Annotated in this window: 13 protein-coding genes; 6 read left to right on the plus strand and 7 right to left on the minus strand. The window is 56.2% G+C overall.

Annotated elements, in window-relative coordinates; all coding sequences use genetic code 11:
• Window positions 1–57 precede the first annotated feature (57 nt).
• Together HCG46_RS16570 and HCG46_RS16575 are read left to right on the plus strand one after the other, a co-directional pair.
• The gene (locus HCG46_RS16570) at window positions 58–1,140 is read left to right on the plus strand and encodes a hypothetical protein (RefSeq protein ID WP_208993803.1); all 1,083 of its coding nucleotides are present in this window, start codon (window positions 58–60) and stop codon (window positions 1,138–1,140) included.
• Window positions 1,141–1,260: 120 nt separating this feature from the next.
• A complete protein-coding gene (locus HCG46_RS16575; protein ID WP_031268503.1) occupies window positions 1,261–1,935 on the plus strand; it encodes a DsbA family oxidoreductase in 675 nt (224 codons plus the stop codon).
• 75 nt (window positions 1,936–2,010) lie between these two features.
• On the opposite strand, the gene eno is transcribed toward HCG46_RS16575, so the two are convergent.
• Both eno and kdsA read right to left on the minus strand, forming a co-directional pair.
• Entirely contained in the window at window positions 2,011–3,285 is a 1,275-nt protein-coding gene (gene eno / locus HCG46_RS16580) for a phosphopyruvate hydratase (protein WP_168686847.1), read from the minus strand.
• Window positions 3,286–3,426: 141 nt separating this feature from the next.
• A complete protein-coding gene (kdsA, locus tag HCG46_RS16585; protein WP_062488766.1) occupies window positions 3,427–4,275 on the minus strand; it encodes a 3-deoxy-8-phosphooctulonate synthase in 849 nt (282 codons plus the stop codon).
• Window positions 4,276–4,668: 393 nt separating this feature from the next.
• Here kdsA and galU point away from each other — a divergent pair, with 393 nt between their 5' ends.
• The 3 genes from galU (at window position 4,669) to HCG46_RS16600 (ending at window position 7,599) form a co-directional block, all read left to right on the plus strand.
• Entirely contained in the window at window positions 4,669–5,562 is an 894-nt protein-coding gene (gene galU / locus HCG46_RS16590; protein ID WP_022998652.1) for a UTP--glucose-1-phosphate uridylyltransferase GalU, read from the plus strand.
• Between the two features lie 112 nt (window positions 5,563–5,674).
• Window positions 5,675–6,979: a nucleotide sugar dehydrogenase gene (locus HCG46_RS16595; protein WP_168686848.1), complete on the plus strand. Its 1,305-nt coding sequence runs from the start codon at window positions 5,675–5,677 to the stop codon at window positions 6,977–6,979.
• Between the two features lie 185 nt (window positions 6,980–7,164).
• Window positions 7,165–7,599 carry a DUF4864 domain-containing protein gene (locus tag HCG46_RS16600; RefSeq protein ID WP_022998654.1) on the plus strand — a complete coding sequence of 145 codons (435 nt, stop codon included), beginning with the start codon at window positions 7,165–7,167 and terminating at the stop codon, window positions 7,597–7,599.
• Between the two features lie 36 nt (window positions 7,600–7,635).
• Here HCG46_RS16600 and tgt read toward each other — a convergent pair whose 3' ends face one another.
• The 5 genes from tgt to coaD all read right to left on the minus strand — a co-directional run bounded on the left by tgt (window position 7,636) and on the right by coaD (window position 11,672).
• The gene (gene tgt / locus HCG46_RS16605) at window positions 7,636–8,790 is read right to left on the minus strand and encodes a tRNA guanosine(34) transglycosylase Tgt (RefSeq protein WP_168686849.1); all 1,155 of its coding nucleotides are present in this window, start codon (window positions 8,788–8,790) and stop codon (window positions 7,636–7,638) included.
• 9 nt (window positions 8,791–8,799) lie between these two features.
• Window positions 8,800–9,873, minus strand: coding sequence for a tRNA preQ1(34) S-adenosylmethionine ribosyltransferase-isomerase QueA (gene queA / locus HCG46_RS16610; protein WP_168686850.1), 1,074 nt, complete (start codon window positions 9,871–9,873; stop codon window positions 8,800–8,802).
• 194 nt (window positions 9,874–10,067) lie between these two features.
• A complete protein-coding gene (locus tag HCG46_RS16615; RefSeq protein ID WP_168686851.1) occupies window positions 10,068–10,541 on the minus strand; it encodes a peptidylprolyl isomerase in 474 nt (157 codons plus the stop codon).
• 44 nt (window positions 10,542–10,585) lie between these two features.
• Complete coding sequence (locus HCG46_RS16620; RefSeq protein ID WP_022998658.1) at window positions 10,586–11,125, minus strand: peptidylprolyl isomerase; 540 nt, start codon at window positions 11,123–11,125, stop codon at window positions 10,586–10,588.
• Between the two features lie 40 nt (window positions 11,126–11,165).
• Entirely contained in the window at window positions 11,166–11,672 is a 507-nt protein-coding gene (coaD, locus tag HCG46_RS16625) for a pantetheine-phosphate adenylyltransferase (protein ID WP_168686852.1), read from the minus strand.
• Between the two features lie 165 nt (window positions 11,673–11,837).
• Here coaD and HCG46_RS16630 point away from each other — a divergent pair, with 165 nt between their 5' ends.
• Complete coding sequence (locus HCG46_RS16630) at window positions 11,838–12,254, plus strand: hypothetical protein (protein ID WP_022998660.1); 417 nt, start codon at window positions 11,838–11,840, stop codon at window positions 12,252–12,254.
• Window positions 12,255–12,340: the final 86 nt, after the last annotated feature.

Consider the following 12,340-nt stretch of genomic DNA (forward strand, 5'->3'; position numbering starts at 1 on the left):
TATGCGGGACGTCGGCCAAGGCGGAGCAGCAATGGTGATGCGCCAGAAGATTTAGACGTGTCACTTATCAGCATGTTCGACCGTCGCAGCAAGCTGCCCATGGCGCTGCCCGCAGCGATCGTGGTTGATATCAGCATCCTGGAAGACGACCGCAGAGACGAATTCTTTTCCTGGCTGCTTCCGCAAATCAGACTCCTGGCAAGTGAAGTCCCATTCTACATCCTCACCGGCAGCGACGATATTCTACCCCCCGGTCTGCAACCGACTGCAATCATCGACAAGGTCGTTCCCGATGAAGTCCTGCTGATGTTGATATGCATTCATCAGCGCGCATTGCTTCGGTCAGAGGAAGCCCAACTTCGCAGACGTATTTTTGGCAGAATTCCGGGTTTCGGGAGCGCTCCGCATCATTCAGGAACCAGCAGCCTGCTTGTCGTTGGCCTGAGCGGTCGGTTTCTGGAATGGCAGGACGCCAGTGAAGAAAAGGTCGAGGTCGTCGGTGCATTCGACGGCAGCATGGCGGTCGAGTTCATGTCCAAGCGTGCATTTGACGCCGTGGTCATTGATGCGCCCTTTGAAGATGCCGTCGACTATATGCAGCAGATCCGCAGGGATGCCCGTTTCGCGGGGTTGCCGGTTCTGGCGGTCTGTGAGCGCGAGGAAGATCTCGTTCAACTGTTCCGAAACGGAGCCTCGGACGTGCTGGTCGGAGAAAACCGTAAGGAAACCCTCGCCCGCCGACTTAACTCCGCCACCCGTTTCGGCAAGAGGCGCCGTCTTGCAGACAGGGTGCTTGCGGAAAGCCACATGTGGTTGCGCCAGCAGATCCATCAGGGCGGGCTTGGCGTTGAGGAATATACGAATTATCTCGAAGCCTGTAGCAATGGCCTTGCGGCGCGCGGCCTTGATCTTTGGGAAATGAGGCTTCAGCCAGAAAACTTCGGCATTGCCGTCACTTCCGCTGAAGAACTTGAAGACATCAACACGACCTTGCTGTCCATCGCGGACGCCACGAGCCGGGACGAGGATCTTGTCTGCCTGGTGAAGGACTTCGGGCCGGTTGCCGTCTTGAAGAACGAGGCTGGCACGACAAGGCTGCAGAAGCGGATCAGCTCGATCCTCACACACACTGTTCTGTGAACAGACGCTGGTCTGTATGCGTCTTTTTTCTATTGCCTTAACACTGCCGCGAATTTGGGGTTGGCATATTTGTCAGAGTCTTTAGCCTGACAAAAATATCTCCAACGTTCTGGATGTCCGATGACCCTATCATCCGCCCTTACCGTCGATGTCGTATCCGATGTAATGTGCCCCTGGTGCTTCATTGGAAAAAGACGCCTTGAAGCGGCGTTGAAGTCGGTTCCGCAGCTCGATGTGCTGGTTCGTTGGCACCCCTTTCAGCTTGACGCCACCTTGCCGAAGTCTGGCAAGGACAGAAAACAGTATCTGAGCGACAAGTTCGGTGGTCTGGAGCGGGCGGACACGTTCTACAAACAAATCCGTGCAGCGGGACAGGAGGAAGGTATCAACTTTGCATTTGATGATATCACCTTGTCGCCGAATACCCTTGATTGCCACAGACTGATCCTTTGGTCACGTGACGACGATCTTCAGGACGAAGTCGTGGAGCTTTTGTTCAAGGCCTATTTCCTGAACGGAGAAGATCTGACACGCCCCGAGGTTCTTGTGCGAATTGCCGAGGAAGCGGGGATGCAGTCCGATCTGGTGGAGCATCTATTGGGAACCGAAACCGATCTCGACAAGGTCGAGGCCCAGATTGCCAATGCTCAAAAGTCCGGGATCACAGGTGTGCCATGTTTCATTATCGATGGCAGGTTTGTTCTGGCAGGTGCCGAAAAACCGGAAACAATTGCCGCAGCGCTTCTGCATGCCGATGAAACACGGACCGATCCACAAGCAGCAGTTTCCAATTAAAAGCAGCTTGAGTTGCCGATACTAAAAAGCCCCGCACGTATGCGGGGCTTTTCTGATTTTGACGACCTGAAAAGATCAGCCGCGCAGAATGGAATGGCCTGCATAGACCGCCTGTGCGCCCAGTTCTTCCTCGATACGGATGAGCTGGTTGTACTTTGCGAGCCGGTCGGACCGTGCGAGTGAACCGGTTTTGATCTGGCCGCAGTTGGTGGCAACCGCGAGGTCAGCAATGGTGCTGTCCTCGGTTTCGCCGGAGCGGTGGGACATCACAGCAGTGTAGGCTGCCTTGTGTGCGGTCTCGACGGCGTCCAGCGTTTCGGACAGCGTACCGATCTGGTTGACCTTGATCAGGATCGAGTTGGCAACGCCGAGGTCGATCCCCTTGCGCAGACGCTCGGAATTGGTGACGAACAGGTCGTCGCCGACCAGCTGGCACTTGTTGCCGATAAGGTCGGTCGTCGCTTTCCAGCCGTCCCAGTCGTCTTCTGCCAGGCCGTCTTCGATCGAGATGATCGGGTAGCGGGAAACGAGATCGGCGAGATATTTTGCCATTTCCTCAGGAGCCAGCGTCTTGCCTTCACCTTCCAGCACATATTTGCCGTCCTTGAAGAACTCCGTCGATGCCGCGTCCAGTGCCAGGAAGACATCTTCGCCTGGCTTGTAGCCGGCGGTTTCGATCGCCTTCATGACGAAGCCGATAGCTGCGTCTGTCGATTCCAGATTAGGAGCAAAGCCGCCCTCATCGCCAACATTGGTGTTGTGACCGGCTGCGTTCAGTGCTTTTTTCAAGGTGTGGAAAATTTCAGAACCCATGCGCACGGCATCGCCAAGGGACTCGGCGCCGACTGGCATGATCATGAATTCCTGGAAATCGATCGGATTGTCGGCATGCGCGCCGCCATTGATGATGTTCATCATGGGAACCGGAAGCGTGCGCGCAGACGTGCCGCCGACATAGCGGTAGAGCGGCAGACCGGACGCCTGGGCAGCGGCACGGGCAACCGCGAGCGATACGCCAAGTATGGAGTTGGCACCAAGACGCGACTTGTTGTGTGTACCGTCGAGATCGATCATGGCCTGGTCGATCTGAAGCTGATCTTCAGCGTCCAGACCGCCAACGGTCTCGAAGATTTCTCCGTTCACGGCATCAACTGCATTCTGGACACCCTTGCCCATGAAGCGGTCGCCGCCATCGCGCAGTTCGACGGCTTCGTGTGCACCGGTGGAAGCTCCGGACGGAACGGCAGCCCGGCCGAAGGAACCATCCTCCAGGAAAACGTCGACTTCAACGGTCGGGTTACCACGGCTGTCAAAGATCTGACGGCCGATAACATCGATAATGGCGGTCATGGAAAGAACTCCCTTGTCGCATGCACCTGAATTGACGGTCTGCCGGAGAAAATCCGGCCGTTTGGAAGCCGGAGTACCGGCGTTTTTCCGGAGCTCTTGCCCCTCAAAGGAAAGCCGCACACGAGGTGCGGCTGAAATTGACTATTCTGCAGCGGCTGCCGGTGCCTTGACGACGTTGTCCAGTGCCTTCAACTGGGCCAGCAACGCTTCGAGTTGATCGAGCGGCACCATGTTCGGTCCATCGGACGGCGCGTTGTCCGGATCAGGGTGCGTTTCGATGAAGAGACCTGCAACACCCACGGCCACTGCTGCGCGCGCAAGAACGGGTACCATTGTCCGGTCGCCGCCGGTGGAAGCGCCCTGCCCGCCCGGTTGCTGCACGGAATGTGTTGCATCAAAAATGACCGGCGCACCGGTCTGTGCCATGATCGGCAGGGAGCGCATATCGGTGACAAGCGTGTTGTAGCCGAAGCTGGCGCCGCGTTCGGTCAACATGACATTGGCATTGCCCGAACCGGTCACTTTCCCCAGAACATTTTTCATGTCCCAGGGCGCCAGGAACTGGCCTTTCTTGATGTTGACCACGCGGCCGGTCTTTGCTGCTGCCACAAGCAAGTCCGTCTGGCGGCAGAGGAATGCCGGGATCTGCAGGACATCGACAACTTCCGCAACCGGTGCGCATTGCTCGGGGCTGTGCACATCGGTCAAGACCGGCATGCCGAATTTTTCCTTCACTTCGGCAAAGATCGGCATGGCTTCTTCCATGCCAACACCCCGTTTTCCTGCGAGAGATGTCCGGTTGGCCTTATCGTATGAAGTCTTGTAAATGACGCCAATACCGAGACGATCTGTAATTTCCTTGATCGCGGCTGCGCATTCCAGTGCGTGCTCGCGGCTTTCAAGCTGGCACGGGCCGGCAATGAGACTGAAAGGCGCATCATTGCTGAAGGTTACATTGCCAACGGAAACTACGCGGTTTGCCTCGGTCATTTTCCACCTTATGCCATGCGGTTGCCGCTTGAGCGCAGCAACTCGTTCAGGAAACAAGTCCGATCTCGGAACTTGCGGAGTTCCATAGCGCTCTTTTCGCCTGCCCGCAACATCGCTATGGCGGAAAGCGGACAAGCCTTAAATCGATTTAAAAGTGTGTAGTCTCAGCCCGACATAAAATGATCACTTTGTCGAAGTTATTGCGTTAGTATTGCAGTGCACAAGCTTGCAACCGGCCAAAGACCTGAGGGTCCGGCTGATTGCCACTTGGGCTAACTGCAACGTCGCGCCCGCGGACGATCTGAGTTTAGAACGTGTATTCAACGGCTCATGAGACTATTAGTGGGTAAAAGAAGATTGAGTTCGTATTTGTAGACCATCGGAAGGCCTGACATGAACAAGCCCATTCGCAAAGCGATCCTGCCCGTGGCAGGTCTTGGCACTCGGTTTCTGCCCGCGACCAAGGCAGTGCCGAAGGAAATGCTGACGATCGTTGACCGTCCGATCATCCAGTATGTGGTGGATGAAGCACGGGCCGCAGGCATCGAACATATCGTTTTCGTCACCGGGCGAAACAAACAGGTTATCGAAGACCATTTCGATATGGCCTATGAGCTGGAAGATACCCTCAAGGCGAGAAACAAGACTGCAGCTCTGGAACTGCTTGAAAAGCACCGCCCGGTTCCGGGTGCCACTTCCTTCACCCGTCAGCAGGCCCCGCTTGGCCTCGGCCACGCTATCTGGTGCGCCCGCGATATTATCGGCAACGAGCCCTTTGCCATTCTGTTGCCGGACGTGATCATCAAGTCTCAGGTCAGCTGCCTCAAGCAGATGGTAGACCTCTATCAAAATACGGGTGGCAACATCATCGCCGTGGAAGAAGTTCCCGAAGACCAGACAGATCAGTACGGCATTGTGGAACTTGACGGAGAACTCGGTGCAAATGCGCACAAGATCTCAAACATGGTCGAAAAGCCCGCCCCCGGTACGGCGCCTTCCAATTTGATGATCACCGGCCGCTACATTCTTCAGCCGGAAATTTTCGATCTCCTGTCCAACCAGGGCAAAGGTGCAGGTGGCGAGATCCAGTTGACCGACAGCATGCTGGCCTTGATGAAGGAACAGCACTTCGCATCGCTCAAGTTCGAGGGTCGGAGCTACGACTGCGGTAACAAGGCCGGCTTCCTGAGCGCCAATATCGCATTCGGCATGGACGATCCGAAACTTGCTCGGGAACTGGTTCCGTTCATGGAAGAGATCATTCGCAAGCCTTTGGCCGCCGAATAATCTGCGATCGTTTTCACTGCGGACTTGAAAAGGTTCGCCAGAAGCCTTTAGGAGTGGGCCGGGTCTTGCGCAACACCCGGCCCTTTCCGTTTGCTCCAATCCCGGATGCCTCATGCACGACAATTCCATTCACTCCACCAAGATCGCGGTTATCGGTCTGGGTTATGTCGGCCTGCCCGTGGCAGTGGCCTTCGCTGCGAAGGGTTTTGACGTTCTCGGCTTCGATATCAACGAAAGCCGGTTGAACGAGTTGCGCAGCGGTCAGGACAGCACGTCGTCTGTCGATGACGCGGATTTGCAGCAGGAATCGCTGGTTTTTTCCAACAACGAAAAGGATCTGAGCGATAGGGATGTCTTGATCGTGGCCGTGCCGACACCTGTCGATCACGCCAAACGACCCGACCTTTCGCCTTTCAGAAACGCAGCAGCAACTGTCGGCCGCAATCTGAAACCAGGGGCCATCGTTGTCTTTGAATCTACCGTGTATCCAGGGGCTACCGAAGAGATCGCAGTTCCCGTCCTCGAGACGGAATCGGGGCTGCTCTTCAACAGGGATTTTGCCGTCGGTTATTCGCCAGAGCGCATAAATCCTGGCGATACCGAGCGAGGCTTTGCGGACATCACCAAAATCGTTTCGGGTTCCAACCCGGAAACAGCCGAAACGCTCAATACGCTCTATGGAGCGGTTGTCACGGCAGGTATTCACCTTGCCCCGTCGATCCGCGTAGCGGAAGCGGCGAAGGTGATTGAGAACACACAACGCGATCTCAATATTGCTCTCATGAACGAACTGGCGATGCTATTTCATCAGATGGGCATCGATACCCGGGACGTGTTGAAGGGGTCTTCGACCAAATGGAACTTCCTGCCGTTCCAGCCGGGACTGGTCGGGGGGCACTGCATCGGTGTCGATCCGTATTACCTGACCCACAAGGCACACGAGATCGGCATGACACCTCAGGTTATTCTGGCGGGTCGCGGTACCAACGAGGCAATGCCGGCATTTATTGCAGGCAAGATCATCCAGGAAAGCGTGAAGCTTGGCATGCCCATGCCTCCGAAAGTTGTCGTTCTCGGCATCACCTACAAGGCGAATGTGCCTGATACCCGTAATTCCAAGGTCGTCGATCTCATCAGGGAGCTGGAAAAGTTTGGGGCGCGTGTTCAGGTCTGTGATCCACTTGCACATCCCGATGAGGTCGCGGCCGAATATGGAATCACCCTCACCCGGCAAGAGGACCTTGATGCTGCGGATGTTGCCGTGCTTGCGGTCCCCCATCGGCATTTTTTCCAAGATGGAAGCGGTTGGCAGGTCCTGAAAGACGTCCTGAAAGATCAACGCGGCCTGGTCGCTGATATACCGGCGCTTTTGGATCGCTCCACTTGTCCGGAGGGAATCCAGCTCTGGCGCCTTTGATTTTACAGGACTATTTCACGGTTTTGTTGTGCCGCGGTACGCGTGACGAGAATTCGCAGCTCAAGGTCTGCCGTAAAACAGTTCAAACTGCCGGGAATTGCCGCAAGGGTTTGCTCGTATTTTAGCAATCTGAAAAGGGTTTCGAGCCGTATACTATTCGGGTTTCAGGAAAGGAGACACCGAACATGGCTCATGCTCGTTTCTGGAAGATGGTGGCGGTGGCCGGCGTCAGCGCGTTGCTGGCTACAGGGTCTGTCCGCGCCGAAGAAGGGCTCGACAGCAGTGCCTTTCACAAGATCATCAAAAATCAGATGAGTGCCTTTGCGACGGGTAATGCCCAGGCAGCCTTCTCGTTCGCAACCAGTTCCTTGCAACAGCGGTTTCAAACACCAGAGTTCTTCATGGAAATGGTGCGGCAAGGCTACCAGCCAGTTTACAAGCCTCAAAGCGTGACGTTCGGCCGGTCAAAAATGACCAAGCTCGGACCAACGCAGGAAGTCTATGTAACCGGCCCAAATGGCCAAAACTGGTTGGCACTCTACAGTTTCGAGCAACAGGATGACGGCAGTTGGAAGATTTCCGGCTGCTATCTGACGAAAGCGGACGGATTTTCCGCCTAGTCAGTTTCAGCCTGAACCTGGATTGAGTGTGCCGGGTTACAGCGCGGCAATATCGCCGCGCGCCCAGTCTTCCTTGGTCTTTGCGTAGAAGTCTTCGAAAGACCCGGCGTCAATCGCGTCGCGCATGCCCTGCATCAGGTACTGATAGTAGGCGATGTTGTTCCAGGTGAGCAGCATGCCGGCCAGTCCTTCGCCAGCTCGCACGAGATGGTGCAGATAGGCTCTGCTGTAGACGCTAGACGCGGGACAGGTGCTCGCCTCGTCCAGTGGGCGTGGGTCGTCCTGGTGACGGGCATTCTTGAGGTTGACCTTGCCATAGCGCGTATAGGCGAGACCGTGACGTCCTGCGCGGGTCGGCATCACGCAATCGAACTGATCAATCCCGCGCTTCACGCTTTCCAGAAGATCGTCCGGTGTCCCAACGCCCATCAGGTAACGTGGCTTGTCCACCGGCATAACTGGCGTCGTGATGTCGAGCATGCTCAGCATGACGTCCTGAGGTTCACCAACGGCCAGACCGCCAACCGAATAGCCTTCAAACGGCATTTTGCCGAGTTCTTCTGCCGAGCGAATACGAAGGTCGGGTTGATCGCCACCCTGAACGATACCGTAAAGCCCCTGCCCTTTCCCTGGTCCACCCATGGCTTCGAACTGGTTGCGAGAGCGTTCTGCCCATCTGAGAGACAGCTCCATAGCTCTTTGGACTTCTTCACGGGGGCTCGGCAACTTGATGCATTCGTCCAGCTGCATCTGGATATCTGACCCGAGGAGACCCTGTATCTCGACTGAACGTTCCGGTGTGAGATGGTACTTCTGACCGTCAATGTGGCTTTGGAAACGCACACCATCTTCATCCAGCTTCCGCAGCTGAGCCAGCGACATCACCTGGAACCCGCCGCTGTCGGTCAGGATCGTGTGAGGCCAGTTCATGAAGGTGTGCAGTCCGCCAAGTCTCGCGACCCGTTCGGCAGTCGGGCGAAGCATCAGGTGATATGTATTGCCTAGAACCACGTCTGCACCGGTTTCACGCACCTGCTCCGGGTACATCGCCTTCACAGTTGCCTGAGTGCCCACCGGCATGAAAGCGGGTGTGCGCACGACACCGTGAGGCGTCGTGATTTCGCCGCGCCGCGCCGCGCCGTCCGTGGTGATCAGCTTGAAGCTGAAGGTCTTGCCGGTTTGTTCGGTCATGATTGGTCCTCAGACAGCGCCTTCCTGCGGGAATAGCAGGGAAGCGTCGCCATAGCTGTAAAAACGGTATTCCTGAGAAATAGCGTGTGCATAGGCACGCCGCATCGTGTCCAGACCCGAGAGAGCCGACACCAGCATGAACAACGTAGAACGCGGAAGATGGAAGTTGGTCATCAACGCGTCGATCGCCTTGAAACGGTAACCGGGCGTGATGAAGATCGAGGTTTCACCCGCAAAGGCGGCAATGGCGCCACTTGCCTGGGCGGAGCTTTCAAGGATCCGCAGGGATGTCGTGCCGACGCTGACAACCTTGTTACCCCTTGCCTTGACGGCTAAAAGTGCAGCGGCAGTCTCTTCGGAGATTTCGCCCCATTCTGCGTGCATCTTGTGATCTGCCGTGTCTTCCGCTTTTACCGGCAGAAAGGTGCCGGCTCCGACATGCAGTGTTACGCGGTGCTGTTCGATACCGCGCTCGCTCAATGCCTTGAGCAGTTCAGGCGTAAAATGAAGACCCGCTGTCGGTGCGGCAACGGCGCCGTCCTTTTCGGCAAATATCGTCTGATAGTCCTTGCGATCCTGGTCGTCTTCGCCACGCTTTTGCGCAATATACGGTGGCAAGGGTATGTGTCCAACGGATGCGATTGCAATGTCGAGATCAGGTCCGGACCGGTCGAAAGTCAGCAATACTTCACCGCTATCACCCTTTTCGGTAACTTCCGCCGTTAGCCGTGTGCCGAACCCTTCGAAAAGGACAGTATCGCCAACCTGCAACTTCTTTGCCGGCCGGACGAAGGCCTTCCAGCGGTCTGGCCCGGTGCGCATGTGCAACGTCGCCCCGATGCCCGCGGTAATGTCTCCTCGCAGGCGTGTTCCTTCAAGCTGTGCGGGTATCACCTTGGTATCGTTGAAGACCAGCGCATCACCGGGCTCCAGCAACAGCGGCAATTCGCGAACACCCGTGTCGGATAGTTCAGGTTCAGCACCTGGTTTAACAACAAGCATGCGAGCGGAATCACGTGGCCGAGCCGGGCGCAAGGCGATCCGCTCGTTGGGAAGAACAAAGTCGAATTGGTCGACACGCATGGTGATTTGCTACTGACGGATCTCTGGAAGGTTTCGGGGTGCGGCGCCATTCCATACCAGAGCGGCAACCGGACTTTCAGTCAGCGGCTCTTACTGGCGACGGCGGAGCAGGTCAACCGTCTGACGGTACATCCAAAACAAAACAGCGCGGATGAATGATCCGCGCTGCATCGTTAAAGCCACTTTCAGGTGGTTCAGGCCGCGTCGGCCGCCACTTTCAAGGAGACGATATTGTCCGGATTGGAAACCGGTTCGCCACGCTTGATCTTGTCGACATTGTCCATGCCTTCGATCACTTCACCCCAGACGGTGTACTGACCGTCGAGCCAGGGCGCGTCGGTAAAGCAAATGAAGAACTGGCTATCACCGGAGTTCGGGTCCATTGCGCGAGCCATGGAGCAGGTGCCGCGCACGTGCTTCTCATTGCTGAATTCCGCTTTCAATTTCTTGCCGGAACCACCAGTGCCAGTGCCCTGCGGGCAGCCGGTCTGTGCCATGAAGCCGTCGATTACGCGGTGAAACACGATGCCGTCGTAAAAACCTTCGCGGACCAGTTCCTTGATACGTGCGACATGCGTCGGCGCGAGGTCCGGCTTCAGTTCGATAACAACCAGTCCCTGGCTGGTTTCCATGAGAAGGGTGTTTTCGGCGTCTTTGATTTCAGCCATCGAGTATCTCCTTGGGTATTTTCGAAATTGTAGTCGCGTGAACGTTATTGTGCGTCCGAGGCGACCTGCATCTTGATGATCTTGTCCGGATTTGCCGGCGGTTCGCCGCGGGTGATGTTGTCGACGAATTCCATACCATCGACGACTTCACCGAATACGGTGTACTGGCCATTCAGCCAGTCGCCATCGCCGAACATGATGAAAAACTGGGAATTGGCGCTGTCCGGGCTAGCGGAACGTGCCATGCCGAGTGTGCCACGCTTGAACGGTGCGTTGGAAAACTCAGCCTTCAGGTTAGGTTCGCTGGAACGGCCCGTGCCGGTGCCCGTCGGGTCACCGGTCTGGGCCATGAAGCCGTCGATGACGCGATGGAAGACGATACCGTCGTAAAAACCTTCGCGGGAAAGCTTCTTGATCCGCTCAACGTGAGCCGGAGCAAGGTCCGGACGAAGCTGTATGACGACGCGTCCGTCCTTCAAATCGAGATAAATTGTGTTTTCCGGATCGGTGCCTTGGGCACTGGCGGCCGAAGGCAGGATCAGAAGTGAAGCCAGAACGGCAAAAATTGCAAAAAAGCGCGACACTGGAGACTCCTAAGGTTCAGGTCTAGAGCTTGGCTTTGAATTACGCGCCGGGTTTCGCGCGCGATCTCAATGGTTCGGCAACCGGCTCCGGCACAAAAGCGGAGATTTCTCCGCCCATCTTCGCGATTTGACGTACCAAGGTGGCCGTGATGTGGCGCACGTTTGGGGAAGCCGGAAGAAATACCGTGCGAATGTCCGGTTCCAGCGTGCCGTTCATGCCCGCCATCTGCATCTCGTAGTCAAGATCCGTGCCGTCCCGCAGACCGCGAACCAGGTAAGCGGCGTTTTGCTGGCGTGCCGTTTCGATGACCAGATTGTCGAAGGCGATGACATCAATCCGTTCAGCTTCCTGCGGAGTGAATTCCGAACGAGCCGAAGCATGGATCAATTCGACCCGTTCCTCGAAGGAAAACAGGGGAGACTTGCCGGGGTGAATGCCGATGGCAACCACCACCTTGTCCGCCAGCGCAAGCGACTGACGCAATATATCCATGTGGCCATTGGTGACGGGATCGAAGGATCCAGGATAAAGCGCAATACGATTCATGGCACCTTCCTTACTCTGCCTGCACCTGCCTAACAAGTAGAACGCAGGCATGAACGCGTCTTTTGCCAGTAACTGACATTGTGTGACGACCGTCACAACTCTCTTTGCAAACCTAAGTCAAAGTGGCTCCATCGAAATCAATTGGCGTGAGCAGGAGCCAGCATCATGAGGAGCACTACTACAATCGACCGGACCGCAACGGCTATCGCGGTACGTCCTTTCGCCTTTCAGGCAAAGGCAATCGATCCGGCCGGACAATTCAAGATGGCCGCTATTTTCGTTCTGGCGTTGTTGACGATGATTGCCGCTGGCATGATGAGCATGCACCCGAGCAAAGCATCGCAGGCAGAAGGTCTGACCAGCCTGGCAACGCAGGGACTTGCTTCCACCAAGTCCGACCGCGCTGTGCAAATCCCGGCATCAAAGGCATGTGAAACACAAGCTTGGGGCGCCTGGAGCGAAGACTGTGCAGCGGCACTGACCGGTGCGAACCGTGTACGCAACGTGTCCTTCGTCACTGTCGAAAAAACGGCACCCACCGTAAATGAAACAATTCTGGCCCGTTACCCTGTGGCCAACTGAGCATCGTCTCAGACCTCCCTTCCCGTAACGGCAAACAGCGGCTCAGGTTCCACCCTGGCCGCTGTTGTCGTTTTCAGGTCTAGCCA

The organism is Labrenzia sp. PO1, assembly GCF_012273635.1.
Lineage (GTDB): Bacteria > Pseudomonadota > Alphaproteobacteria > Rhizobiales > Stappiaceae > Roseibium > Roseibium algicola.

Bases quoted from the DNA above. Each gene is read 5' to 3' on its own strand.
- kdsA (WP_062488766.1), bottom strand. From the start codon at position 4,275: ATGACCGAGGCAAACCGCGTAGTTTCCGTTGGCAATGTAACCTTCAGC.
- HCG46_RS16615 (WP_168686851.1), bottom strand. From the start codon at position 10,541: ATGGCTGAAATCAAAGACGCCGAAAACACCCTTCTCATGGAAACCAGC.
- tgt (WP_168686849.1), bottom strand. From the start codon at position 8,790: ATGACCGAACAAACCGGCAAGACCTTCAGCTTCAAGCTGATCACCACG.
- eno (WP_168686847.1), bottom strand. From the start codon at position 3,285: ATGACCGCCATTATCGATGTTATCGGCCGTCAGATCTTTGACAGCCGT.
- queA (WP_168686850.1), bottom strand. From the start codon at position 9,873: ATGCGTGTCGACCAATTCGACTTTGTTCTTCCCAACGAGCGGATCGCC.
- HCG46_RS16595 (WP_168686848.1), top strand. From the start codon at position 5,675: ATGCACGACAATTCCATTCACTCCACCAAGATCGCGGTTATCGGTCTG.
- coaD (WP_168686852.1), bottom strand. From the start codon at position 11,672: ATGAATCGTATTGCGCTTTATCCTGGATCCTTCGATCCCGTCACCAAT.
- HCG46_RS16600 (WP_022998654.1), top strand. From the start codon at position 7,165: ATGGCTCATGCTCGTTTCTGGAAGATGGTGGCGGTGGCCGGCGTCAGC.
- HCG46_RS16575 (WP_031268503.1), top strand. From the start codon at position 1,261: ATGACCCTATCATCCGCCCTTACCGTCGATGTCGTATCCGATGTAATG.
- galU (WP_022998652.1), top strand. From the start codon at position 4,669: ATGAACAAGCCCATTCGCAAAGCGATCCTGCCCGTGGCAGGTCTTGGC.
- HCG46_RS16630 (WP_022998660.1), top strand. From the start codon at position 11,838: ATGAGGAGCACTACTACAATCGACCGGACCGCAACGGCTATCGCGGTA.